The sequence below is a fragment of the Exiguobacterium sp. Helios genome (genome assembly GCF_014524545.1).
Lineage (GTDB): Bacteria > Bacillota > Bacilli > Exiguobacteriales > Exiguobacteriaceae > Exiguobacterium_A.
Genome location: NZ_CP053557.1, coordinates 3,001,063 through 3,024,877, shown reverse-complemented (window position 1 = coordinate 3,024,877; position 23,815 = coordinate 3,001,063). Strand labels below are relative to the sequence as shown.

Below are 23,815 nucleotides of genomic sequence, written 5' to 3'. Positions count from 1 at the left end.
AGTAGGAGCGAAAATCAAATGAACACACTGCTTGAAAAAAATACACGGTTAAACTTGCTTGGACCGCCGCTCAAAAAACTTCAACATCTGACGCCGGTTCCTGTTTTGGTCCTCGCATTGATTGGTTGGTTCATTCCGGGTTTTTGGGAGACCGGACTGTTTACGTTGTTTGCGATTACGGTACTTTGCCTCGCAGGTGTCGTCCGGGAAATCATGCGTTTGCGGATTTTAAAACGACGTCTGCCGGCTGAATTGTATCAAGAGACCGTCTTGAAGGTCGGTCGGGCTTCGATGCTCGGCTATCTTGTCCCTATCCTTTTATTCTATGCAGGAATGATCTTTCCCCAGTATTCAAGTGTTTCCTTCACCTTGATTCTGTTCTGGGTGTTTGCGATTACGTTGTATGTTTCCCGATTAAACAAGATAGCGAAACAACTTGATCCGGCGTTCGTGACGATGTGGGAAGTCGAGCATTACCGGAAAAGAAGATGATTCGATGGGAGGGGAGAATGTCATGGAAGAGATTGCGCGGCAACGAAAACAAGACTATCTGCGCTTCACGAAACGCGCCCGGCGTGTCCAGATGGTATTTTTTCTACTCGTTTTGGTGATCTTTTTGTTTTTGGCAGATGATTTAAACTTCTCCGAAGCCTCGATGCATTACTTTTTACTGATTCCCGTCCTCGGCTACCAATGGACAGTCCGCTTGTTAAAATACCGTTACTTCACGAAACGTTTTGACCGGATGGAAGTCTGGGATCACCTCGGGTTACCGTACATCGTCGTTACGATTACCGAGCTGCTACTTGTCGTGGCGTCCCAGTTCTTGATTCCGTATGTGTCGCGACCAACGCTGATCGGACCGATTCTTGTCTTTTTACTGTCCGTCTTGTCACTCGACCGTCTCGTCGATTCCCGGATCAAACGACTCGATCCGACGCATTTATCGGAACGTGAGCTGATTCTCGCGGAACGGGAAGCACGGCGCGTTAAATATTGAACAACAAAAAAACGAGTAGCGGAGTAAATATCCGGACCTCGTTTTTTTGCTGTATTCACTTTTTCAGAAGCAGATAAATAAAGTACGGGGCACCAATCAGGGCAACGACGATACCGGCAGGCACGCCGTCCGGATCGGCAATGTTGCGTCCTATTGTATCGGCCAGGACGAGCAAAAATCCGCCGATTAACAGGGCAATCGGTAAAAACCATTGATGGCGAGGACCGACGAGCGCACGGGCAATGTGCGGCGCCATCAAACCGATAAAGGAAATCCCACCGGTGACAGAGACGGCGGATGCAGCGAGTGCGACAGCCGTCAGCAACAGTTGAATCCGTTCCTTCTCAATCGACACGCCGACGCCAATCGCAACCGGTTCATTCAAAGCGAGCAGATTGAGCTTATTCGCTTTATAGAGCGTAAACGGAATCAGGACGATCAGCCACGGCAGTAAAGCATAGACAAACGTCCAGTCCGTCCCCCAAATGTTACCGGCAAGCCACTTGGCGATGAAGTCAACTTTCTCACGTTTCGTTGATGAAATCAGAATGACCATGATTCCGGACAATGCCATCGAGAAACCGACACCGATCAAAATCAACCGGATCGGTTGTAAGCCGCGATTCCGGTCGTAAGAGAGCGCGTAAATCGCGACAGCGGTCACTAAAGCACCTAAAAATGCAGCAACCGGTAATCCGTAAATGAATGAGCCGACATCGACCGGGAAGTAGAGGAAGAAAATCGCCACCGCGACACCGGCTCCTGTATTGATCCCGATGATTCCAGGGTCCGCCAATTCATTACGAGTGATGCCTTGTAAAATCGAACCGGACAAGGCGAGTGCCATTCCCGCAAGTAATGTAATGATAATTCGTGGCAGACGGAGCGAGAACAGGACAAAATCTTCTTTAAATGACCCTTGACCAAACAGTGTCGGAAGTAGGCGATCGTAAGAGAGCGACGCAGGACCCAGGCCGATACTGACGACAATCGTTCCGAGCAATAACAGACTTAATAATAAAAAGATCAGGCGTTGACGGTTGCGTAAACGGGTTTCCATCATGAGAATGCGTGACCTCCTTTACGAACAATCAATAAGAAGAACGGTAAACCGAGCATCGAGACGATGGCGATGACCGGGGTCTCATACGGCGCAAACAGCGTCCGTCCGATTGTATCGGCGAGCAGCATGAACGTCGCCCCGAATACAGCTGTCATCGGCAGAATGTAACGGTAATCGGTCCCGACGATCGCCCGGACGATATGCGGAATCATCAATCCGATGAAGGCTATGTTGCCGACTAAGGCGACGGCGGCACCGGCAAGCAGGATGACGACGACGTACAACACGGCTTTGATCCGGGTGATGTTTTGACCAAGACCGAGTGCGACTTCTTCCGACAGGCTGAGAATCGTCAATTGACGTGAGAAAATCATCGCAATCAATGTACCGATGATGATGACCGGCGTGATGGCTTGCAGTTGTCCCCAGGTCGTGCCGACGAGACCGCCTGACGTCCATTGCGAGACGTCCTGAGCAATCTTAAAGTAAATCCCGATCCCTTCAGCGATCGCATATAAGAACGCTGAAATCGCAGAGCCGGCAAGAACGATTCGGAGCGGCGAAAAGCCGCCTTTCCGGGAAGCCCCGATACCGAAGACGAGTGCGGCACCGAGTGCTGCTCCGAGGAAACAGGCGAGCATGATGCCGTAATAGTTGATACCGGGAATAAAGACGATTGCTAAGGCAAGCGCCGCATTGGCACCGGCTGTTAGACCGAGCAGACCGGGATCAGCCAGCGGATTCCGAGTCATTGCCTGCATGATCGCACCCGAGATACCGAGTGCAGCACCGACCAGAATGGCGGCCAGTTCACGCGGGAGACGGATTTCCTGAATGATTTTTGCTTTATCGTTAAGCGGACCAAACGTCAAGGCGTTCCAAACTTCACGAATGGACGTATCGGCAGCCCCGAACGTCATCGACAGCCAAAACATGATGACAAACAGAATCAGTCCGAATGAGATTTTTAAGCCGAAAGGTAGTCGAGCGGATGACACAGGTATCGCCTCCAGTTTGTATGAATCCAAAAAAGGAGGGAGCGATGAGGCTCCCTCCTTTAGTATACGTTACGCGCCCAGGAAATTTTTCTTGAAGAATTCGAGTTGACGTTCCAATGTGAGTGGATCGTTAAAGTAGAATTCTTTTGAATCGACTTCGAAGACGTGGTTATTTTTGACGGCAGGGATATTTTTGTACGTGTCCGTTTCTGTAAACGAGTTATCAGCTTCCGCAGTTTTGCTGAAGATCAGGTAGTCGCCTGCATATTCTGGTAAGACTTCAGGTGATAACGCATAATAACCGTCTTTTAATGCCATCTCCGTGACTTTTTTTGGCATTTTCAGCTTCATCTCTTGATAGAGAATTTCTGTCCCGCGGCCCCAGTTGTCGCCGAAGACATAAAGTTGTTTTTCGAAGCTTTCGATGACGGAAACCGTCGCATCTTCACCGATTTTGGCTTTGATTTCTTTACCGGCATCTGCTGCACGTGTTTTGAAGTCTTTGACCCAGTCACGTGCTTCCTGTTCTTTGTTGAGCAATTTACCGATTTCGATGTGTTGCGTCAAGTAATCAACTTTTCCGTATGTGTACGTGACAGTCGGTGCGATTTTTTTGAATTGATCGATGTTTTTTGTCGTATCGTAACCAATGATGAGATCGGGTTCGAGTTCGATGACTTTTTCAACATTTTCTTCCGATACTTCTTGGACATCTTTCAAATCAAACTTCGGATTCGATTTTGACCATGAATCGACACCGACGAGCGGGACGTCGAGTGCCATGACGTTGCCGGCGAAACCGGCCAGGACGACGACACGTTTTGGATCAGCCGGGACTTCGATGTCACCTTTTTCGGATTTATAGGTAATCGTTTCTTTTTTTGTATCAGCGGATGATGTCTCTTCTTTTTTCTCCGTGTTGCCACAGGCGGCAATCACAAGTGTTAACAATAAAAGAACCGGTAATAACAGTTTTTTCATGATTCAATCTCCCTTAATTAAGTTGTAGGTGACGCACATCGGTTTATTCGTGCGCGGATCACGACCGATTTCGGCATCGATATGGAATACATCTTTGAGGACGTCCTTTGAGATGACTTCCTCACACGTTCCGGCTTTGACGACTTCACCGTGTTTCATGGCGATGATGTAATCGGCGAAACGTGCCGCTTGATTCAAATCGTGTAACACCATCACGATGGTCCGACCTTCTGTCCGGTTGAGCTGTTCCAGTAACTCCAGGACTTCAAGCTGGTGAGCGAGATCGAGGTAGGTCGTCGGCTCATCAAGGAAGATGATGTCGGTTTCCTGCGCGAGTGCCATCGCAATCCAGACCCGTTGCCGCTGACCACCGGACAAAGCGTCGACAGGACGATGCTTAAACGCCATCGTGTCTGTCGCTTCGAGTGCCCAATCGATGATCTCGTAATCGTGTTTCGTCAGACGACCAAAACCTTTTTGATAAGGAAATCGACCGTATGAGACAAGCTCTGCGACCGTCAGACCACTTGCGCTTTCCGGTGTTTGCGGCAGGATAGCCATTTTCCGGGCAAGCAGTTTTGTACTTTCCTTCGCAATATCGAGACCATCGAGCAACGCACGCCCTGATTGATGGGGTATGATCCGGGTCATCGCTTTTAATAACGTCGATTTTCCGCATCCGTTTGCCCCGATGATCGTCGTGATTTGTCGATCGGGAATCTGGACCGTCAAGTCTTTGACGATGGTACGATCTCCGTAACCGATGCTGATTTCTTCCGTTGCTAGACGTACCATACACACAGACTCCTTTTCGGTTAAAATCGTATTCGTTGATAATGATTATCACTATCGTCCACCTAACCATACCAGTTTCATAAAAACGCTGTCAACATTTTTTCTTGTCTTCAAGACATGTTCACGTTATCATTGGAAATGAGAATGATAATCAGTCGTATCGAATCGTGAGGGAGTGAGCGAGATGGAACAGCAGGAATTGTTCGATGTAACGGTAATTGGTGGAGGCCCGGCCGGGTTATACTCTACTTTCTATAGTGGACTACGCGGAATGAAGACGAAATTAATCGAATATCAGGCAGAACTGGGTGGAAAGATTCACGTCTATCCGGAAAAGATGATTTGGGACGTCGGAGGTCAGCCACCTATTACCGGTGCAAAGCTGATGGAACAGCTGGTCGAACAAGGACTGACGTTTAATCCGACAGTCCATTTGAACGAAAAAATCATCTCCATCACGAAAGATGTGTTCGGCAACTTCGTACTCGAAGCAGAGTCGGGGACGATCCATTATTCGAAAACGGTCATCGTTGCCGTTGGAGGCGGGATCCTCAACCCGCAGAAGCTGAAAATCGAAGGCGCAGAACGGTATGAAGTGTCGAACTTGAACTACACTGTCAAATCGATTGAACGGTTTAAGGATAAGACCGTCATTATTTCCGGCGGGGGGAACTCGGCAATCGATTGGGCGAACGAGCTCGAACCGGTCGCAAAAAAAGTTTACGTCACATACCGGAAAGACTGCTTCACGGGGCATGAAGCGCAAGTTGAACAGCTCGTCAACAGTTCCGCTGTTTGTCTGCTCAACACGACAATTCATAAGCTGGTTGCGAGTGACGACCATCACCGGATTGCCTCGGTCGAACTGATTGACTGTACGACGAACGAGACGGTGACGCTGGAGATTGATGAAGTCATCATCAATCACGGCTATGAGCAGGATGCCGAGTTGCTTTCGAACTGCGATCTTGAGTTGCAACAGGTCGATGATTTTTACATCGCCGGGACAGCATCGAGTGAATCAAGTGTGCCTGGTCTCTATGCAGCGGGTGATATTCTGTCGCATGATGGCAAAGTTCATCTCATCTCCGGTGCATTCCAGGATGCAGCGAATGCTGTCAACCGGGCGAAGAAGTTTATTGAACCGGAAGCACCGAAAGTCGCGATGGTGTCGTCGCATAATGAAGTCTTTAAAAAGCGGAATCGAGAATTGATTCAGGAAATGGTGAACCAGAATCATTAACAAACAGAGCAAAAACGTGTTTCTACAGCCTTTTCGGTTGCGGAAGCACGTTTTTTGTCTGTTCTGTACTACTACAGAATGATTTGACATCTAGCTGTATTTAGGACAAAATTCACTTATGTGTTTTTTAAATGTGTGAAATTAAGGAGGCAGATTATGTCAGCAACAAAGCGCAAACCACTTGGTCTTGCTTGGCAGATTTTAATCGGATTGATTCTCGGGATTACCGTCGGTGGTATCTTTTACGGGAATCCACATGTCGCGGAGTGGCTGAAGCCAATCGGTGATATCTTTATCCGGATGATGAAAATGATCGTCGTCCCAATCGTCTTTACGACAATCGTGCTCGGTGTCTCATCGGTCGGAAGTCCAAAAAGTCTGGGACGCCTTGGCGCGAAGACGCTCGGTTACTTTACAATCGTCACGATGATTGCTATCTTTACCGGATTATTCGCAGCAAACCTTGTTGAGCCGGGAGCCGGTATCAATATGGCGACGCTTGAAAAGACGGACATCTCAACGTACGTCGCAACGGAAGAAACGACGAAAGATCAAGGTCTTGTCGAAAAAATCGTCAATATCGTGCCGACGAACATCCTGGACGCGATGGTGCGCGGTGATATGCTGGCCATCATCTTCTTCTCGGTTCTGTTTGGACTCGGTGTCGGATTTGCGGGCGAAAAAGGCTTGCCGGTCGTCCGCTTCTTCGAAGGTGTCGCAGCGACGATGTTCAACCTGGTTAACATCGTCATGAAGTTCGCACCAATCGGTGTATTCGCCTTGATTGGTGTCACCGTCTCGACGTTCGGAATCGAATCACTCGGTTCATTGTTTAAATTGATTGGAACATTATATGTCACGGCGCTTCTTTTCATGGTCATCGTCTTCGGATCGATCATGAAGTGGGTCGGCATCCGGGTATCGGATTTCGTCCGTGTCTTTAAGGATGAATTGCTCCTGACGTATTCGACGGCATCGTCGGAAACAGTGTTACCACGCGTCATGGAGAAACTGGAGAAGATGGGTGTGCCAAAATCGATCGTCAGCTTCGTTGTTCCGACGGGTTACTCATTTAACCTCGATGGATCAGCACTTTACCAAGCCATGGCTGCGTTGTTCATCGCGCAGATGTACAACATTGATTTATCGATCGGCACGCAGTTGACGCTTGTCTTCGTTCTGATGCTGACGTCAAAAGGAATGGCTGCTGTACCGGGAGTTTCGTTTGTTGTGTTGCTCGCAACACTCGGAACGGTCGGGATTCCACCAGAAGGTCTCGCCTTCATCGCCGGGATCGACCGGATCATGGATATGATGCGTTCTGTCGTCAACGTGACAGGGAACACGCTCGCATCACTCGTCATCGCGAAGTGGGAAGGTGTCCTTGATTCCGACCAACTCGACGAGTTCATGTCGACGGAAGGTAAGCAGGATAAAGTGAAAAGTGCATAATAGGTACGACAGCAGACCAGATGAATCGTCATCTGGTCTTTTTTTGTATTCGTAGAACGATGGTGTCGTTTTTGTCACGCCCGCTTTTCTCGGGCGGAACGCAAGCCGCGGTCGTCTCTGACGACCGGGTCTCGCCTGTTCCTGACGGAAGCGGTGCTTCCTTTTCCCGTAGAAGTCGGGCGAAACACACGCTACCTCTGTTGAATGGGTTGAATATCAGATTGTCAAAATATATCAAATCGTATCGTTTATGAATAAAGTAATGAATTTATCACGATTGTTTAAAATAAGTTGAATAATGTTTAAATAAAAATTAATATTATTGATATAGAACGGTGGATAGACAACAAAAGGAGGAAAACAAGTGGATATATTTATTTCGGTAATGATCACGATTGGATTGTTTGGAGGACAGTTTTATCTCGCAAGAAAAAGTAATTGGCTCGGAGTGATTCTGCCTGTACTTGCCTTAGTGGCAGGAGCATACATATACTTTTATACAGGGGAGCATTCCGATGACCGTGAATCATTGATTCGGGTTGGCACGCTCATGCTGACGTCAACCTTAGTCAGTATATCAGTGGAGGGAAACAACTCGCGCAAGAAAAAACTGCAACGCGAAAAGGACCGCCTCGATATTCAAGATTTGTAAGAGAGAAGTGAGGGAAAACGATGGAACGACAAGATGTACCTGCTTGGGTACTGGCTTTAGAACAAGAACATCTCGAATTCATCCGGAAGTTCGTCTTAAACTCCGGTTCTCTAAAAGACATGGCAACTTCTTATCAAGTATCATATCCGACCGTCCGGACGAAGTTGAACCAATTGATTGAACGAATCGAGTCCGTGCAACAAGAGGACGTCGAATTCATCAATATGATCAAGAATCTCGTCCTCGACGAACGGTTAAATCTCGATATCGCGAAAGTGATCATCGACTCCTACCGAAAAGATCAGACAAAGTGAAGGAAAACAAAAATGAGATCCCCGATTCCTCGGCGATCTCATTTTGTATTATTTCTTGTCGTCCTTTTTTTCCTGTTCTTTCTTGATCATCTTCTTAGCTGCCATCCGGAAGCGGAAGATGAGGTAGAGACGGTAAAAGTCGACGGCTGCGAACAGCGTCAAGAGAATCGTCCAGAAGTTGAAGACGGTTCCTGCCTCGATTGAGTTGCTGTACGCGAGGTACATGAACAGAATACCGAAAATGGCATAAAAGAATGCCATGAAGTTTGAACCTTGTCGCATGAAAACACTACCTTTCGTTAATTAAGTCGTTGCGTAGAGGGCAAGCACGACGATGCCGTTGTTAAAGACGTGAATGGCAATCGGTGCGATGATGCGGCGGGTCTTGACGAAGACGAGCGAGAAGACGAAGCTCATCGCGACGTAAATCAAGAACTTGTTGTCGCCGTGGATCAGACCGAAGATGATTCCACTGAGAACGAAGCTGAAGATGAAGTTCAGTTTCGTCGACAAGTTTCCGAACATGATGTGGCGGAACAGAAACTCTTCCATGATCGGACCAAGCAGGACGACCATCAGTTGGAGAATCGGAATGACCTGGATCGCTTGCATGATTTGATCCGTATTTTGTGATTTCGCGATGTTTTCAATCCCACCGGACAACCAGGCATCAATCAAGTTGACGCTGATTAAAGAGACATACAGTAAGACGATTCCGATTCCGATCCACTTTAACGTATCCATCGTATCGGTTTGGTTGCCCTCTGCTTTCCACTTCTGCCAGTCAGGACGTAGACAATAGAAGGAAACGATGACGGCTACGGTAAAACCAATCGCGAGCCACCAGCCGAGAACACCCGGAATTTGGCTTTTTGACAGGAAACTCGGAAAGGTTGCTGGGACAAGTTGCACGATTAAATAAATCACAATCGGAATGATGTGACGGATTTGCCACTTCTCTGCCATGTTGAACGGCAGATTGACGGAATTTTTCATCGGTCGGGACACAACTCCTTTGTAATGAAGGTACTGTCCCGATTGTAACAAACAAACCGACCGGGCGCACGAATGGTGATGGTTCAAAGATGTCGATTTCGGGAAAACGGATAAGGGTTCGGGCTTGAATTCCAACTGGAAACCGTTTAAGATAAAAATATGTTAGCACTCCAATTAAGTGAGTGCTAAAAAACAGTCATGTTCAAGGAGGATGTTTCGCATGTTAAAACCACTTGGTGATCGCATCGTGATCGAAGTCGTTAAAAAAGAAGAAACAACACTCGGAGGAATCGTTCTTCCTGGGTCAGCGAAAGAAAAGCCGCAAGAGGGTAAAGTCGTCGCTGTCGGTACAGGCCGTGTGACGGAGCAGGGTGTCCGTGTACCACTTGAAGTGAATGTCGGGGACCACGTCATCTATGCGCAATACGCAGGGTCAGAAGTGAAAGTCGATGGCAACGAATACTTAATCTTACGCGAAAGCGATATTTTAGCAGTAGCAAACTAATCAAAGGGGGATTTCAGTCATGGCAAAAGATATCTTATTCAGTGAAGAGGCACGCCGGGCGATGCTTCGTGGAGTAGACGCATTAGCGGACGCAGTCAAGGTGACGATCGGACCAAAAGGACGGAACGTCGTCCTCGAACGTAAATTCGGTTCACCACTCATCACGAATGATGGTGTGACGATTGCAAAAGAAATCGAACTCGAAGATCACTTCGAAAACATGGGCGCGAAGCTTGTGGCAGAAGTCGCATCGAAAACGAATGAAATCGCAGGGGATGGTACAACAACAGCGACAGTCCTCGCACAAGCGATGATCCGTGAAGGACTTAAAAACGTCACAGCGGGTGCGAACCCGATGGTCATCCGTAAAGGGATCGAAAAAGCAGTCCGTCGCGCCGTCGAAGAACTGCACGCGATTGCGAAACCAATCGAAGGCAAAGAAGCGATCGCACAAGTGGCGGCGATTTCGGCAGCTGACGAAGAAGTTGGTCAATTGATTGCCGAAGCGATGGAACGTGTCGGTCAAGACGGTGTCATCACAATCGAAGAATCACGCGGCTTCACGACGGAACTTGATGTCGTCGAAGGCATGCAGTTTGATCGTGGCTATGCATCACCATACATGATCACGGATTCCGATAAAATGGAAGCGGTCCTTGAGAACCCGTACATCTTGATTACGGACAAAAAGATTTCGAACATCCAGGAAATCCTGCCGGTTCTTGAGCAAGTCGTCCAACAAAACAAACCACTCTTGATCATCGCGGAAGATGTCGAAGGCGAAGCACTCGCGACACTCGTCGTCAACAAACTCCGTGGAACGTTCAACGCCGTTGCGGTTAAAGCACCTGGTTTCGGAGACCGTCGGAAAGCGATGCTCGAAGACATCTCAATCGTCACTGGCGCAGAACTGATCACAGAAGAACTCGGTCTTGATCTGAAAGAAACACAAATCACGCAACTCGGCCGTGCGTCGAAAGTCGTCGTTTCAAAAGACAACACAACAATCGTCGAAGGAAACGGACACAGTGATTCAATCACAGCCCGTGTCGGTACGATCCGTTCACAAATCGAAGAAACGACAAGCGACTTCGATCGTGAAAAACTCCAAGAGCGTCTCGCGAAACTCGCAGGCGGCGTAGCCGTCGTCAAAGTCGGCGCCGCAACGGAAACGGAACTGAAAGAACGGAAACTCCGGATTGAAGATGCGCTCAACGCGACACGCGCAGCCGTCGAAGAAGGAATCGTTGCCGGTGGAGGAACAGCCTTCATCCACGTCACGAAAGCCGTTGAATCGATTTTGGCTGTCACAACAGGCGACGAAGCAACGGGGGTCAACATCGTTCTTCGTGCGCTCGAAGCACCACTCCGCCAAATTGCGGAAAATGCCGGTCAAGAAGGTTCCGTCATCGTCGAGCGTCTCAAGCATGAAGCGCAAGGCATGGGTTACAATGCCGCAACAGACGAGTATGTCGACATGATCGAAACAGGAATCGTCGATCCGGCGAAAGTAACGCGTTCAGCACTTCAAAACGCAGCCTCTGTTTCAGCCATGTTCTTAACGACAGAAGCCGTCATCGCCGACAAACCGGAACCAGCCGGTGCACCTGCAATGCCTGATATGGGCGGCATGGGTGGAATGGGCGGAATGATGTAACTTTCATTCTATACTTTTATACAGTGCTATTTGTGACTCGCTAAAAAGAATTTTAACATTCAAAAAGCTAATTTATTCGACATTTTGGTTTCGAATAAGTTAGCTTTTTGATATATATGTGGGTATTTTATTAATTTAATATTAGCTATTATAGTTTTACCTAAATATAAAACATGTGGACATTTATTATGTTTATGGATTAAAGGAATAATAAAAAATATTGAATGATTCAACTTATCAATGGAAAAAGAAGTTTAAACTTAGTTTTGAAATAAATTTTAATAATCCATATCAAGGTATTTTTATTTAGTGAAAGGTAGTAAAATTGTTTGATAAGTAGATAATAAAAAAGAGAAGATATTTTTTTATCTTAGGTATATTATATTAAATCTATTAAGAAGACATAATTATTTTGAAGGTGATACTTATAAAAGTGAATTTTGAAATAGTTAACTATTAAAGAAAAAATAAATAACTGGAGGGTTCTAAAATGAAAATAAAAATCTCTCATTTTAAGTCTCTTTTAAATGTATCTTTTGATCCAGGAGTAGTTAATGTGTTTATAGGATCAAATGGTAGCGGTAAAAGTGCTATTTTAGAAGCGTTGGGAGTATTAAGTGCAGCTATTTCAGGAAATGTGAATGATTCAGTTTTATACAACAAGGGTGTAAGACTAGGAACCCCTTCTCTATACAAATCTTCTTTTAAAGATCAAAAGAGACTATCATTAAATATTGAATTTGATATAGATTGGGAAAACAAAAATGATCATTGGAATTATAAGGTTAATTTGAGTAATCCTATAGAAAAACCTAATCCTAATTGGAACTACTACACTGAAAAGCTTGAGAAAAATAACAAAAAAATTTTAGGTAGATCTAGAGCTTCGAAATTCCAACTTAATAATTTTCCCAAAATGGAGTTAGACTCTTCTAAAGGATTACTTTCATTTGCTCAAGGGATTGAATCTGACGAAACAGATTTTGCGAGTGATTTATATGATTCGATTAAAGATTATGCAATATACACTCCTAATACAACTACTTTAAGAGGAGTTCAAATTGATCCTTTTCAAAAAGAGCCTCTAGGGCTTTTAGGAGGTCAGCTTTCTAAAGTAATAGAAGATTTAATGAATTTAGACGAGGAATTATTTGGAACTATGGATTTAGATGATTTACTAGAGCTGATTTCTTGGACTAATGAAGTTTCGACAGGAAAAGTTTCTAAAGGAATCATATCTCCAAATGTCCCGACAACTCCGAAAACTATTAAATTTACTGATAGATTTATGAGAGAGGGACGAAACGAACTTACTGCTTATGATGCTAGCGAGGGTTCATTATATGTTTTATTCTTATTATCGCTAGTGATGCATGAATCTTCACCTAGAATGTTAGCTGTTGATAATTTTGATCAAGCACTAAATCCAAGACTGGCTAGAAAAGTTACAAAGTTTTTTTGCGATGAGGCAATAAAACATAACCGAAGATGCTTTTTAACTACGCATAATCCCTTAGTTTTAGACGGCTTAGATTTAAATAATGACGAAATAAGACTATTTACTGTAGATCGAAATTATTACGGTCATACAGTTATAAATAGAGTAGAAATTAATAGTAATTTAAGAGAACTAGGTTCAAAAGGATACAGTTTATCAGAACTTTGGATTGAAGGAAGATTAGGAGGAATACCTAATATATGAGTCAAAAAATTATAGGTATAGTCTCGGAAGGACCAAGAGATTTTGATGTTTTTAATGCAATTATAGAGCACTTATCTCCGAATACCTTTAGATGTATTCCAATTCATCCAGTACAATCAGAAACTAGCGGATTTGGATCTCATGGAGCAGGATGGAAGGGTGTACTTTCTTGGTGTAGTCAATTCAATAGTAATGAGGATATTGAAACTTATTTAAATTCATTTCAGCCCTCAATAGATGCATTGATTATTCATATAGATGCAGATATTGCTCGTGAATCTGAGATAAACTGTTATCAAGATTGTGAAAACATGTTACTAACAATAAGGTCATTAACAGATTTGTTAAAAAACCATATGAGTATTAATGAATCAGATAGTAACGAACGGATTATATTTTGTATACCCAGCGACAATACAGAAGCATGGATTTTGTGTGCATTTAGTCCTGAATTAGATAATCCTCCAGACAGTATTATCGAATGTATTAATAAACCAGACCTAAGATTAGCAACTCACCCCCTATCTCTATTAAAGCTAAAAAATGGAAAACCCAAAAAAAGCGCTAATAAATATTTAGAAATATTGATACCGAAAATGATATCAGAATGGGATGTTGTTAAAGAAAAATGTACTCAAGCAAATCAACTTTCAGATAATATTCTGAGTTTATAAACATTACAAATTTGATTTTTTTTAAAATGAAATGACCTTGTTTAAAAAATGAATTATATACTGTTGATTAAATATGATTTATTAAAGTGATAACCATGTATATTACATTCAATAGATAAACGAGTTCGATTTTCTCTTCAAATCTAAGGGAGGTTAGGCATAATTATTATTTAATTAGTCATTATGCTTTTCATTACTCCAGCTCATTCTCTTCAATAATCTTATCCGACAACTTTAATTGTTCGCTCACATCCTTCACTTGATTTCGACAGAACTTCATCTCGACTTTTTTTTCCGTTGAGACGTCATAGCAAGTGCCTTCGCCGGATGCTTTCGCCAAATCCGCTTCATAGTAATAGTCCTTGTAGCCGAACGAACCATCGCGAAAGCCCGTCAGATTCGGTTTGTCGTCGATGAGTGATTGTCCCATCATATAGAGGACGTCTTCACATTTAATAAATCAACAATCGTTGGTGCGATATCAATCTGTCCACCATTTTCTTTCATGACCCGACCGGTTTGCTGGTCGGGTTTTTTGATGAAGAGCGGGATGCGGCGCTCGAGCTCAAAGGTAGAAGTGGGAGACGAGTCCGCTTTTTGTGCAGCGCAGTGCCTTCATTGACGAGTCCACTATCGTGATCGCCATAAAAGATGATGAGGGACTGATCCCATAGGTCTCGCTGATTCAACTCGTCAATCATCCTCCCGACATCGGTATCAACGTGATGCACGGTCTGATAATACCATTTCAACATCGGATCCTCAAATTCCGACAGATCAAGCGTCTGGTCTTCCTTGTAGATCTCATACGGAGTATGACTCGTCAATGCGACTAAATAAAATGAGAAGAACGGTTCTTGCAGCGTTTCCATGTGATCAATTGATTCGAGGAAGAACTGCTGATCGTTCAGCGCCATCCCGATTTTCTTCTCTCTTGAATAATTCTTTTGACTGAAGAAGTGCTTAAAACCGATATTCTTATAGACATCGTCACGGTTCCAGAAGAATTTTTCGTATGCATGCATCGCTGCCGTATCGTATCCGTTTTTTTCGAGTAACGCAGGCAGCGGTTCAAATTCATTCGTTGGACATTGCGTATAGACAGAACCTGATTTTAATGGATAAAGCGATGTGTTCGTGATGAATTCGGCTTCCGAAGCCCGTACGTCATGCGTCTGGTGATACAACGACGAAAAGTAGAGCGATTCTTTCTTCAACCGATTCAGGTCGATGTCACTTCTTCACCATTGATAGTTTAATCGATGACAGAAGCCTGGAACGACTCGAGCTGAAAAAGAATGTATAAGCTTAGATTTATGTTCTTTTCTCTAATAGGTCAGTATTTACAGTCTGCTATTATTAGAAATATATCAGAAAGGCAGGAATATTATGAAGAAAAACGCAGAAATCACAATTCAACCTTTAATGGAACAATCCATAGCTATCATCAACGACACAAATGGACCGTTTCCAATCATCGGAAAGATTCTCCCAAGTTTTTCGAACGGCGTCTGGTCCTACGAAGAAGAGTTATACGATACTCCATCTGAAATCCGTTTCCCGGATGACAAACTGGATTGGTCTGCTTATATCGACAGCAGTGAAAAGATCGTCTTGTTAGCCTTCCGCGAAGATGCGTGCGTCGGTCAAATTCGTCTCGTCAAAGACTGGAACCGGTTTGCCTATATTGAAAACATCGCCGTCAAAAAAGATTTCCGGAAAAGCGGTGTCGGTCACTTATTGCTTGAAGCAGCTGAAACCTGGGCGAAGAAACAGTCGTTGATCGGCTTATCGCTTGAAGCGCAAAATGATAACTTGATTGCCTGCCGTTTTTACGTCAAAGAGGGATTTGTTCTTGGGGGTGTGGATACGCTGAAACAGTCCGCTAATGCCGAAATCGATATCACGTTGTATTGGTATAAGTTGTTTTAAGTTTAAAGTTAAGAGTGACTTAAGTAATCGCTTCAGGTGATTTCATAATGATCTGAGGCGAATTTGATATAAAATCTTGAGGGGAACAGGAACACTAAAAATAAAGACAATGCTTCATTCTTTACTAATCGTTCTAGAAAGGGTATGATCGGTTTGTAATTCGAAATCAATTTACCTTTTTTAGAACGTTCATTCTAAAAAACAACGATGATGTTCACGTAACGATTGAAGGAGAAATGACATGGCTAGAAGTAAAGAGTTTGACGAAACCGTTGTCTTAAAAAAAGCGATGGAGTTGTTTTGGGAGCAGGGCTATGAAAAAACATCGATGCAGGATTTAGTCGACCGCATGGGGATCCACCGGAGAAGTATTTATGACACATTTGGTGACAAACGTTCACTGTTCCTGGCGGCTCTGGATGCATATGAAAAATTCATTACGCATGAGATGGAGACGATCATCCGTCAAAAGACGTCGGTTCACGCGGCGATCCGTGACGTGTTCCTGTTCATCCTTCGTTCTTCGGACCAGTATCCAAAAGGATGTTTGTCAGTGAATGCGGCAGTCGAACTGTCCTTACTCGATCAGGAAATCGACCGGCTCGTGACAGCGATGTTCAACCGGACGGAAGGCATGTTCGAGGAGTTGATCCGGCACGGACAGCAAAACGGCGAACTGTCGGACGAGATTGATCCGGTACAGACGGCGCGTTTTCTGCACAACAATCTGATTGGTCTGCGCGTATTGATCAAAACGAACTACAGTCAAAAAGAATTAGAAAGTATCATCACCCTGGCACTCAAAGTGCTGGACTGACTTTCTTTTTTTTTACTCATTCTAGAACGTTCATTCTAAAAAACAGCTTTACTATTTGAAGGAGGAAAATAATCATGACTACGACTCAACTACCAACACAATCACAATTTATCGAAGCAGCAGGAACACGTTACGCCTACCGGACAATGGGACAGACGGAAGGAATGCCAGTCGTCCTGTTCGTCCATTTCAGAGGAACGATCGAAAACTGGGATCCGAAACTGTTGGCACCGCTCGCAGCAACACGCCCGATTATCCTGTTCGACAACAAGGGAGTCGGTGAGACGAGTGGTGAAACACCGGACAGCGTGACAGAGATGGCACAAGACGCGATCGCCTTCATCGAGGCACTCGACCACGAACAAGTCGACGTCCTTGGTTTTTCAATCGGCGGTATGATCGCCCAGGAAGTCGCACTTCAAGCACCGCACCTCGTCCGGAAAATGATTTTGGCAGGAACGTCGCCGGAAGCAGGCGTCAATCCGAGCGCGGAAATCTTTGAGCGGATGAACCGTCACGAAGGAACGGAAGAGGACGGAATCAACGACTTCATGTTCTTCTTCTACGGACCGACCGAGACGAGCCGGGCAGCCGGAATGGCGTCGCTCGAACGGATTTTTGCACAGAAACAGTTTAACAGTTCGGATCAGGTCAAAGAGGCACAAATGCGGTCCGTTGCCAAATGGGCGCAGGCGAAGCCGGACGAAGACTACGAATGGTTACGGACGATCGAACATCCGGTCCTCGTGACGAACGGTGTCGATGACGTCATGGTTCCAACACAAAACAGTTACATCCTGACGGAAAAAATGCCGAACGCACAACTGATCATTTATCCGGATTCAGGTCATGGTCACTTGTTCCAATTCCCGGAACTGTTTGCTGCACACGTCAACTTATTCCTGGATTCAGATGCGATTTAAGCATCTGTCGGCACAGACAAAGGAGGACCTCTCATGAAAGCTGCTCAAATCAGTAAGTATTCCAAAACCATCAAGGCCCAGGTCAACGAAGTACCTGTTCCTGACATCAACGAACACGAAGTATTGATCAAGGTCAAAGCCGCCGCCATCAACCCGCTTGAGATGCTGATTATGACGGGCAGTGTCAAGCTCATTCAGGATTATGCGTTCCCGTTGACGATCGGAAATGAACTGGCCGGTGTCGTCGAAAAGGTCGGGAAACAGGTGCACGGCTTTTCAGTCGGCGATGACGTCTACGGTCGTTTGCCGATTGAAAAAATCGGAGCGATCGCTGAATACGCGGCTGTCGATGCGGCAGCCCTTGCCATCATGCCGAAGAATTTATCGTACGAAGAGGCGGCAGCTGTCGCGTTGACCGGATTGACAGCTTACCAAGGACTGCACGAAGAACTAAACGTCCGGTCCGGTAAAACGGTCTTTATTCCGGGCGGGTCCGGCAGTTTTGGTCAGATGGCAGTTCCGGTTGCGAAAACACTTGGACTGAAAGTAATCGTCAGCGGAAATGCCGAATCCCGTGAGCGGACGATGCAGCTCGGTGCCGATCAATACCTCGATTACGCGACGCAAAACTATGAGGACCTTTTGACGAACGTTGATTATGTCATCGATACGCTCGGACCAAAGGAGTTCAAAAAAGAACTCAGTATCCTAAAAAAAGGCGGACGATTGCTGTCACTGCGGACCGGTCCCAATAAACGGTTTGCACAGGACCGGAGATTTCCGTTTTGGAAACAGACCTTATTTTCACTCGCCGGCGCCGGTTATGACCGGGCAGCGAAAAAACACGGTGTCGAATACCGGTTCATCTTTGTCCGCTCGGACGGTGGTCAGTTAAAAGAAATCACGTCAATCGTCGAAGCGAACCAAATCGTTCCGGCCCTGCATCCGAAACGGTTTACAATCGCTGAAATCAACGAAGCACTGGAATTAGTTGCGACGGGGCGTCCGAAAGGAAAAGTCATCATCACGTTTTAATTGCGGATGAGACAGAAAAGGAGGAATTCCCATGCGGAAAACCGTTTTAATCACGGGTGTCTCCGGTGGTATCGGTAAGGAACTCGCCGACCGGTTTGCCCGGGACGGCTATGAGATGGTGCTCGTTGCCCGGAGTGAAGCGAAGATTTTAGAACTCGCGACACATTATCAAATGACGTACGGTGTCGGCGTCACGGTCATCGCGAAGGATATCGCGGCACCCGGTGTACCTCAGGAAATTTTTGAAGAGCTGCGTCAGAAAAAAATCCAGGTTGATTATTTGATCAACAACGCCGGATTTGGTCTGTTCGGACCATTTGTCGAAACGGATCTCGAACAGGAAACGAACATGATTGACGTCAACATCAAAGCATTGACGATCATGACGAAATTGTTTTTACCGGATATGGTACAGCGGAATCAGGGGGGCGTCATGAATGTCTCCTCGATGGTCGGCTTTTTCCCGGGACCGTTGATGTCGGTCTATCATGCGACGAAAGCATACGTCCTGTCGTTCACGGAAGCCCTTGAAAATGAAGTCAGCGGGACAAACGTAACGGTAACGGCGCTTTGTCCGGGCCTGACGGCAACCGGATTCGCTGATCGCGCCAGCATGGAAAAATCAAACATGCTGCAAGGTAAAGTGATGGAAGCAGGCGAAGTCGCCGACATCGGCTACCGCGGATTTCTAAAGGGCGAGACGCTGATCATTCCCGGCACACAAAACCGGATCTTTTCGTTTGTTCCGCGTCTCCTGCCGCGCAAACAGATTACCCGGATCATCCGTAAGATGCAGGACGGGGCAAAAACCTGATTTGTACAACAAAAAGCAGGCGTCGGATGCGAAATCCGCGCCTTCTTTTGTCATGGGGGAAAATCATTCCAACCCGTTCTTTTCAATGATTGCGTCTGATAGACGCAAATCGTTTCGGACTTGTTTCGTCTGCGGTCGGCACATGTCGCGCGCGACCGCTTCTTTTGTCGAGACGTCATAACAGGTGCCGTTACCGGCTTTTTCCGTCAGGTTCGCTTCGTAATAATAGTCTTTGTAGCGGAAAGAACCGTCGCGGAAGGCGGTCAGATTCGGTTCGTCATCGAGTAAGGAGTTGCCCATCATATACGGTGACTCAAGATTGAGTAAATCAACAATCGTTGGAGCGATATCGATTTGTCCGCCGTTCTCTCGGATAATTTCACCTGTATCCTGATTCGGTTTCTTGATGAACAGCGGTACGCGACGGTCGAGTTCAAAAGCATCGACGGCATTGTCGATTCCGAGTTCCCGTTGCATCTCACTGTCTTTGTTCGTCAGACCGCTGTCATGATCGCCGTAAAAGATGACAAGTGTGTCGTCCCACATGTCTTTTTTCTTCAATTCCTTGACCATCTGTCCGACGGCTCCGTCGACGTAGTGGATGGTCTGGTAATAGCCTCTTAACATCGGATCGTCATAACCGGACAAGTCGAGTTGCCGTTCGTCTTTTGGTATCTCGTATGGCGTATGACTTGTCAAGGCGACAAGGAAGGAGAAGTACGGTTCTTTCAGCATTTCCATATGTTTAATCGATTTTGTGAAAAACTGTTTGTCATTCAGGGCCATGCCGATTTTCTTTTGTTTCGGATAATCATCTTGGCTGAAAAAATGTTTGAAGCCGATATTTTGATAGACCTGATCGCGGTTCCAAAAGCCTTTTTCATACGCATGCATGGCAGCTGTGTCGTACCCGTTCGTACGCAACAGATCTGGCAGCGCGTCAAACTCGTTGTCCGGGAACCGGGTATAGACAGAACCGGATTTTAACGGATAAAGCGAAGTGTTCGTAATGAATTCGGCGTCCGAAGTCCGCCCTTCGTGCGTCTGGTGGTAAAACGACGAGAAGTACAATGATTCCTCTTTCAGTTTGTTTAAATTCGGAGTTAAGGTCTGACCGTTCACTTGTTGGTCGATGACCGATGCCTGAAACGATTCGAGCTGCACTAAAATGATGTTTGGTTTTTTCGTGGCACCACTCGTGTCGGAAGTTTTCGTTTCGTCGATCTGTTGTTGTTCCGACGTGGTCAACGCTTTGTCCGGCGCAATGGCGCCTTGGATACCGCGCAACAAATCAATGCCGTGATATCCCCAAAATCCGAGCTGGTAATAGTCGCGCATGTCGGACACGGACCGGCTGAGCCGTTGGTCTTCTTTGACGACGCTGTATGTGACCGGAGCCGCAAACAGAACCATACCGGCAAGGAAAGCGAGTCCGGCCGTTTTTCGGCGTGTCTTTTTCGCAACGGCAAATGTCCGCTTTCGCATGAAGAACAAAAAGCCGATGAAAATCAGACTGTCCGCAAACAACAGGAAGTCCGATGGCAGAATCAAGGCAGCAAAACCGCTGCTGACATCTCCCATCTGCATCATCTGTGACATGAGCGAAACGGACAGGAAGTCGTCAAAGTAACGGTAATACCACATATCGGAAATCAGTAAAAAACTGTGGGCGATGAGAAGGCCGAGCCAAATCCAGCGGCGTTTTTGCCAGTCGATTAATAGGGTCCAACTCGACAGCACCAGCATACCGCCGAGATTCATGAAAAAGAGATCGAGCGGAAAAGCCGTATCGGTATAAAAACTAAACAGCACGAATTTTAACGTGCCCAACAATAAATAAAACGCGTAACCGAGTACAATCATGATTTGCTCCTAACGTTCGTCATAGTCTTGAAATAGTCTATACCCTGAAGCGAATGAGAACGAACGTTTGAGTCGGTCGTTATGTGCTGTGCATTTGAAAAAGCCGGGATTCAAGCAGTGAAGGAGAAAAGAAACATCGAAATAATAGGAATGTTATAGATTTTATAAGTAATTTACATTAGGATGAATTGGTGCGTATTTAATGTTTGAGGGAATTTTTTCAATTTCAGTCGTCCCGTCATGAATCAAAAAGTATAGGAGCTAATGTAAAATGAATCAACTGAATCAAAAAGAAGTGCCGCAACAAAAACTCATTAACACCAAAAGCCAGTTCCGGCCTGAAATCGAAGGGTTGCGTGTCGTTGCTGCCTTACTGGTCGCAGTCTATCATATCTGGTTCAACCGCGTATCGGGCGGTGTCGATGTGTTCTTCGTCATCTCCGGATTCCTGATCACGACGTCGATTATCTCGACGATTAACCGGACCGGTGAATTCCGCTTTTTGCCGTACGTCACGAAACTGATTAAACGGTTACTGCCGTCGGTCCTGTTCATTTTAGCCGTCGTCCTCGTTCTCAGTTCATTTTTACTGCCGCAATCGATTTTAGAGAAAACGATTCGTGAAGTCGTCGCCTCGATGTTCTTCTATCAAAACTGGCAACTCGCCATCTCGAGTACGGATTATCTGGATGCGAGTCAGATGAAATCGCCGGTCGAACATTTCTGGGCACTGTCGATTCAAGGTCAGTTCTATATGATTTGGTTTATTCTGTTCTCATTCATCTTATGGATGGTCAAAAAGTATACGATTAAAAACGTCAAACCGATGATCAATACGATTTTAGGGGTGTTGTTCGTCACATCGTTAAGCTATTCGATTTATTTAACGGAAGTCAACCAGCCGTGGGCGTATTTCATCACGATGACGCGCGTTTGGGAATTTGCGTTGGGCAGCCTGCTTTGCATCAACCTGTCGTCGATTCATGTTCCGAAATGGATGGCGACTTTGATGGGCTGGCTCGGATTAATAGGTCTTGTCCTGACCGGGATTCTCTTTAACGTCTCGCAAATGTTCCCGGGCTACATCGCCTTGTGGCCGATGACATGTGCGTTGTTCATCGTCCTGTCCGGAACACGCGACACGACGTTCGGCATCAAACGTTTCCTCGGATCAAAGCCGATGGTCAAACTCGGAGGGATTGCATTCGGGATTTACCTTTGGCACTGGGTCCTGCTGGAGTTTTACCGGTACAACGTCCAGCAGACACCGGGTTTCCTGGTAGGAACTGCCATCATCCTGTCGGCGATTCTTCTGTCGTACCTGATGACGGAATTTATTGAGAAACCGATCCGCAGTGCAACAGTCGACCGGTCCGCTTTCAAGAAGCTCGGCATCATGATGAGCATCAACGTGTTGTTGATCGGTTCACTGATCGGGCTCAAGTATTTCGAAGAGCAGGAATTAAAGAAGGGTGTCAGCGCAAACGATTATCCGGGAGCGATGGCAGTCAAGAATCCGGATCAAACGCCGGAGCGCGATCCGTTTCCGTCCTATGCCAACGTCTTTGATGACCTGCCGCTCGTCCATACTGATGGCAGTAATCAGGGACTGAGCAAAAGTGATGTCAAAGTCGGCGAATACGGCGAAACGAAAAACTACATCGCAACGATTGCCCTCGTCGGCAGTTCGCACTCGGAGCAATGGTTCGGAGCGATTCATGAAGCCGCAAAAGGTGAGAAGTACCGGATCTTGAACATCACCCGTTCCGGAACACGCTTCTCGACCGGCTACGACGATAACGTCCTAAAAGGCATCTGGAATCAAAACGTCCTCGACTATTTGAAGGATGCCGATGTCGATCTGATCATCTCGCACGTCACGGCGGCGGATGCGACGAAAGATAAGATTCACCAACAGATGGTCGATCAAATGCAATACGTCAAAGACGAGTACGGCATCGACGGTCTGGCACTGCGGGATAATCCGCGTTACAGCTTCAACGTCCTCGAGTCGCTCGAGACGACGAGCATCGAAGAGACGACGAAGAAGATGAATGCCGAAGTCAACCAACGTGATGGAGCGTATTGGAAAAACTTCGAAAAAACGAACAAATCGCTCTACAAACTCGACTTGACGGATTACTTCCGCGTCAACGGTGAATTCCGTCCGGTCATCGGGAATGTCGTCATCTATCGTGATATCAGTCATATGACGAATTCATATGCTGAAAGTTTCGGACCGGTCTTCAAACAGAAACTGAATGAAGTCGTGACGGATATCCTGAAGAAAAAAGAAGAAAAGTAAGAACTGAAACACTTCCGCTTATGGGTGGAGGTGTTTTTTGTAGAGAAAACAGGTCTTTGGAATAATTTGGGGAATACAATAGGGAACGTACAAA

At 45.9% G+C, this 23,815-nt stretch carries 25 protein-coding genes; 16 read left to right on the top strand and 9 right to left on the bottom strand.

Translation table 11 applies throughout. The features are described from left to right. Window positions 1-18 precede the first annotated feature (18 nt). Together HNY42_RS15585 and HNY42_RS15580 are read left to right on the top strand one after the other, a co-directional pair. On the top strand, window positions 19-492 hold the full coding sequence (locus HNY42_RS15585; RefSeq protein ID WP_188004844.1) for a hypothetical protein: 474 nt from the start codon (window positions 19-21) through the stop codon (window positions 490-492). A 22-nt stretch (window positions 493-514) separates the two neighbouring features. Beyond that, the gene (locus HNY42_RS15580; protein ID WP_188004843.1) at window positions 515-1,000 is read left to right on the top strand and encodes a hypothetical protein; all 486 of its coding nucleotides are present in this window, start codon (window positions 515-517) and stop codon (window positions 998-1,000) included. Window positions 1,001-1,055: 55 nt separating this feature from the next. On the opposite strand, the gene HNY42_RS15575 is transcribed toward HNY42_RS15580, so the two are convergent. From HNY42_RS15575 to HNY42_RS15560, 4 genes are all read right to left on the bottom strand, one after another. Beyond that, window positions 1,056-2,063, bottom strand: a complete 1,008-nt coding sequence (locus tag HNY42_RS15575) for a FecCD family ABC transporter permease (RefSeq protein WP_188004842.1) — start codon at window positions 2,061-2,063, stop codon at window positions 1,056-1,058. After that, window positions 2,060-3,067 (bottom strand): FecCD family ABC transporter permease, encoded by a 1,008-nt coding sequence (locus HNY42_RS15570; protein WP_188005469.1) that lies wholly within the window; start codon window positions 3,065-3,067, stop codon window positions 2,060-2,062. The genes HNY42_RS15575 and HNY42_RS15570 overlap by 4 nt, the downstream gene beginning before the upstream one ends. A 63-nt stretch (window positions 3,068-3,130) precedes the next feature. Further along, entirely contained in the window at window positions 3,131-4,042 is a 912-nt protein-coding gene (locus tag HNY42_RS15565) for an iron-hydroxamate ABC transporter substrate-binding protein (RefSeq protein WP_131972014.1), read from the bottom strand. A 3-nt stretch (window positions 4,043-4,045) separates the two neighbouring features. Then, complete coding sequence (locus HNY42_RS15560; RefSeq protein ID WP_131502463.1) at window positions 4,046-4,837, bottom strand: ABC transporter ATP-binding protein; 792 nt, start codon at window positions 4,835-4,837, stop codon at window positions 4,046-4,048. A gap of 184 nt (window positions 4,838-5,021) precedes the next feature. Between HNY42_RS15560 and HNY42_RS15555 the strand changes: the two genes are divergently transcribed. The 4 genes from HNY42_RS15555 to HNY42_RS15540 all read left to right on the top strand — a co-directional run bounded on the left by HNY42_RS15555 (window position 5,022) and on the right by HNY42_RS15540 (window position 8,498). Next, window positions 5,022-6,080 (top strand): NAD(P)/FAD-dependent oxidoreductase, encoded by a 1,059-nt coding sequence (locus HNY42_RS15555; protein ID WP_131972020.1) that lies wholly within the window; start codon window positions 5,022-5,024, stop codon window positions 6,078-6,080. A gap of 156 nt (window positions 6,081-6,236) precedes the next feature. Beyond that, window positions 6,237-7,532 (top strand): cation:dicarboxylate symporter family transporter, encoded by a 1,296-nt coding sequence (locus HNY42_RS15550; protein WP_188004841.1) that lies wholly within the window; start codon window positions 6,237-6,239, stop codon window positions 7,530-7,532. Window positions 7,533-7,896: 364 nt separating this feature from the next. Continuing rightward, on the top strand, window positions 7,897-8,184 hold the full coding sequence (locus HNY42_RS15545) for a hypothetical protein (RefSeq protein ID WP_119924022.1): 288 nt from the start codon (window positions 7,897-7,899) through the stop codon (window positions 8,182-8,184). 20 nt (window positions 8,185-8,204) lie between these two features. Continuing rightward, window positions 8,205-8,498 (top strand): DUF2089 family protein, encoded by a 294-nt coding sequence (locus HNY42_RS15540; protein ID WP_026831838.1) that lies wholly within the window; start codon window positions 8,205-8,207, stop codon window positions 8,496-8,498. A 48-nt stretch (window positions 8,499-8,546) separates the two neighbouring features. Here the strand turns inward: HNY42_RS15540 and HNY42_RS15535 are convergent, their stop codons facing one another. Continuing rightward, window positions 8,547-8,780, bottom strand: a complete 234-nt coding sequence (locus HNY42_RS15535; protein WP_026831839.1) for a DUF4305 domain-containing protein — start codon at window positions 8,778-8,780, stop codon at window positions 8,547-8,549. A gap of 21 nt (window positions 8,781-8,801) precedes the next feature. Further along, on the bottom strand, window positions 8,802-9,494 hold the full coding sequence (locus tag HNY42_RS15530; protein ID WP_188004840.1) for a CPBP family intramembrane glutamic endopeptidase: 693 nt from the start codon (window positions 9,492-9,494) through the stop codon (window positions 8,802-8,804). 220 nt (window positions 9,495-9,714) lie between these two features. Between HNY42_RS15530 and groES the strand changes: the two genes are divergently transcribed. From groES to HNY42_RS15510, 4 genes are all read left to right on the top strand, one after another. Further along, the gene (gene groES, locus HNY42_RS15525; RefSeq protein WP_012371631.1) at window positions 9,715-9,999 is read left to right on the top strand and encodes a co-chaperone GroES; all 285 of its coding nucleotides are present in this window, start codon (window positions 9,715-9,717) and stop codon (window positions 9,997-9,999) included. A gap of 19 nt (window positions 10,000-10,018) precedes the next feature. After that, window positions 10,019-11,656 (top strand): chaperonin GroEL, encoded by a 1,638-nt coding sequence (gene groL, locus HNY42_RS15520; protein WP_188004838.1) that lies wholly within the window; start codon window positions 10,019-10,021, stop codon window positions 11,654-11,656. Between the two features lie 490 nt (window positions 11,657-12,146). After that, window positions 12,147-13,358 carry an AAA family ATPase gene (locus tag HNY42_RS15515; RefSeq protein ID WP_188004837.1) on the top strand — a complete coding sequence of 404 codons (1,212 nt, stop codon included), beginning with the start codon at window positions 12,147-12,149 and terminating at the stop codon, window positions 13,356-13,358. Continuing rightward, window positions 13,355-14,032, top strand: a complete 678-nt coding sequence (locus HNY42_RS15510) for a hypothetical protein (protein WP_188004835.1) — start codon at window positions 13,355-13,357, stop codon at window positions 14,030-14,032. Before HNY42_RS15515 ends, HNY42_RS15510 begins: the two co-directional genes overlap by 4 nt. Window positions 14,033-14,225: 193 nt before the next feature. On the opposite strand, the gene HNY42_RS15505 is transcribed toward HNY42_RS15510, so the two are convergent. Then, the gene (locus HNY42_RS15505) at window positions 14,226-14,465 is read right to left on the bottom strand and encodes a hypothetical protein (RefSeq protein WP_188004833.1); all 240 of its coding nucleotides are present in this window, start codon (window positions 14,463-14,465) and stop codon (window positions 14,226-14,228) included. 70 nt (window positions 14,466-14,535) lie between these two features. Continuing rightward, window positions 14,536-15,249 carry an LTA synthase family protein gene (locus tag HNY42_RS15500; RefSeq protein ID WP_188004831.1) on the bottom strand — a complete coding sequence of 238 codons (714 nt, stop codon included), beginning with the start codon at window positions 15,247-15,249 and terminating at the stop codon, window positions 14,536-14,538. Between the two features lie 172 nt (window positions 15,250-15,421). On the opposite strand from HNY42_RS15500, the gene HNY42_RS15495 reads away from it, so the two are divergent. From HNY42_RS15495 to HNY42_RS15475, 5 genes are all read left to right on the top strand, one after another. Further along, entirely contained in the window at window positions 15,422-15,964 is a 543-nt protein-coding gene (locus HNY42_RS15495) for a GNAT family N-acetyltransferase (protein ID WP_188004830.1), read from the top strand. A gap of 241 nt (window positions 15,965-16,205) precedes the next feature. After that, window positions 16,206-16,781 (top strand): TetR/AcrR family transcriptional regulator, encoded by a 576-nt coding sequence (locus HNY42_RS15490; RefSeq protein ID WP_188004828.1) that lies wholly within the window; start codon window positions 16,206-16,208, stop codon window positions 16,779-16,781. Window positions 16,782-16,855: 74 nt separating this feature from the next. Continuing rightward, a complete protein-coding gene (locus HNY42_RS15485; RefSeq protein WP_188004826.1) occupies window positions 16,856-17,704 on the top strand; it encodes an alpha/beta fold hydrolase in 849 nt (282 codons plus the stop codon). A gap of 33 nt (window positions 17,705-17,737) precedes the next feature. Beyond that, entirely contained in the window at window positions 17,738-18,739 is a 1,002-nt protein-coding gene (locus HNY42_RS15480; RefSeq protein ID WP_188004824.1) for an NADP-dependent oxidoreductase, read from the top strand. 31 nt (window positions 18,740-18,770) lie between these two features. Continuing rightward, the gene (locus HNY42_RS15475; RefSeq protein WP_188004823.1) at window positions 18,771-19,553 is read left to right on the top strand and encodes an SDR family NAD(P)-dependent oxidoreductase; all 783 of its coding nucleotides are present in this window, start codon (window positions 18,771-18,773) and stop codon (window positions 19,551-19,553) included. Between the two features lie 63 nt (window positions 19,554-19,616). Here the strand turns inward: HNY42_RS15475 and HNY42_RS15470 are convergent, their stop codons facing one another. Further along, entirely contained in the window at window positions 19,617-21,416 is a 1,800-nt protein-coding gene (locus tag HNY42_RS15470; RefSeq protein ID WP_188004821.1) for an LTA synthase family protein, read from the bottom strand. A gap of 271 nt (window positions 21,417-21,687) precedes the next feature. Between HNY42_RS15470 and HNY42_RS15465 the strand changes: the two genes are divergently transcribed. Beyond that, complete coding sequence (locus tag HNY42_RS15465) at window positions 21,688-23,721, top strand: acyltransferase family protein (protein WP_188004819.1); 2,034 nt, start codon at window positions 21,688-21,690, stop codon at window positions 23,719-23,721. Window positions 23,722-23,815: the final 94 nt, after the last annotated feature.

Excerpts from the sequence above, each read along its gene's own strand:
- groES (WP_012371631.1), top strand. The coding sequence starts at position 9,715 with ATGTTAAAACCACTTGGTGATCGCATCGTGATCGAAGTCGTTAAAAAA.
- HNY42_RS15490 (WP_188004828.1), top strand. The coding sequence starts at position 16,206 with ATGGCTAGAAGTAAAGAGTTTGACGAAACCGTTGTCTTAAAAAAAGCG.
- HNY42_RS15510 (WP_188004835.1), top strand. The coding sequence starts at position 13,355 with ATGAGTCAAAAAATTATAGGTATAGTCTCGGAAGGACCAAGAGATTTT.
- HNY42_RS15475 (WP_188004823.1), top strand. The coding sequence starts at position 18,771 with ATGCGGAAAACCGTTTTAATCACGGGTGTCTCCGGTGGTATCGGTAAG.
- HNY42_RS15575 (WP_188004842.1), bottom strand. The coding sequence starts at position 2,063 with ATGATGGAAACCCGTTTACGCAACCGTCAACGCCTGATCTTTTTATTA.
- HNY42_RS15485 (WP_188004826.1), top strand. The coding sequence starts at position 16,856 with ATGACTACGACTCAACTACCAACACAATCACAATTTATCGAAGCAGCA.
- HNY42_RS15530 (WP_188004840.1), bottom strand. The coding sequence starts at position 9,494 with ATGAAAAATTCCGTCAATCTGCCGTTCAACATGGCAGAGAAGTGGCAA.
- HNY42_RS15580 (WP_188004843.1), top strand. The coding sequence starts at position 515 with ATGGAAGAGATTGCGCGGCAACGAAAACAAGACTATCTGCGCTTCACG.
- HNY42_RS15470 (WP_188004821.1), bottom strand. The coding sequence starts at position 21,416 with ATGATTGTACTCGGTTACGCGTTTTATTTATTGTTGGGCACGTTAAAA.
- HNY42_RS15565 (WP_131972014.1), bottom strand. The coding sequence starts at position 4,042 with ATGAAAAAACTGTTATTACCGGTTCTTTTATTGTTAACACTTGTGATT.
- HNY42_RS15555 (WP_131972020.1), top strand. The coding sequence starts at position 5,022 with ATGGAACAGCAGGAATTGTTCGATGTAACGGTAATTGGTGGAGGCCCG.
- HNY42_RS15585 (WP_188004844.1), top strand. The coding sequence starts at position 19 with ATGAACACACTGCTTGAAAAAAATACACGGTTAAACTTGCTTGGACCG.
- HNY42_RS15495 (WP_188004830.1), top strand. The coding sequence starts at position 15,422 with ATGAAGAAAAACGCAGAAATCACAATTCAACCTTTAATGGAACAATCC.
- groL (WP_188004838.1), top strand. The coding sequence starts at position 10,019 with ATGGCAAAAGATATCTTATTCAGTGAAGAGGCACGCCGGGCGATGCTT.
- HNY42_RS15540 (WP_026831838.1), top strand. The coding sequence starts at position 8,205 with ATGGAACGACAAGATGTACCTGCTTGGGTACTGGCTTTAGAACAAGAA.
- HNY42_RS15535 (WP_026831839.1), bottom strand. The coding sequence starts at position 8,780 with ATGCGACAAGGTTCAAACTTCATGGCATTCTTTTATGCCATTTTCGGT.
- HNY42_RS15505 (WP_188004833.1), bottom strand. The coding sequence starts at position 14,465 with ATGATGGGACAATCACTCATCGACGACAAACCGAATCTGACGGGCTTT.
- HNY42_RS15480 (WP_188004824.1), top strand. The coding sequence starts at position 17,738 with ATGAAAGCTGCTCAAATCAGTAAGTATTCCAAAACCATCAAGGCCCAG.
- HNY42_RS15465 (WP_188004819.1), top strand. The coding sequence starts at position 21,688 with ATGAATCAACTGAATCAAAAAGAAGTGCCGCAACAAAAACTCATTAAC.
- HNY42_RS15515 (WP_188004837.1), top strand. The coding sequence starts at position 12,147 with ATGAAAATAAAAATCTCTCATTTTAAGTCTCTTTTAAATGTATCTTTT.
- HNY42_RS15560 (WP_131502463.1), bottom strand. The coding sequence starts at position 4,837 with ATGGTACGTCTAGCAACGGAAGAAATCAGCATCGGTTACGGAGATCGT.
- HNY42_RS15550 (WP_188004841.1), top strand. The coding sequence starts at position 6,237 with ATGTCAGCAACAAAGCGCAAACCACTTGGTCTTGCTTGGCAGATTTTA.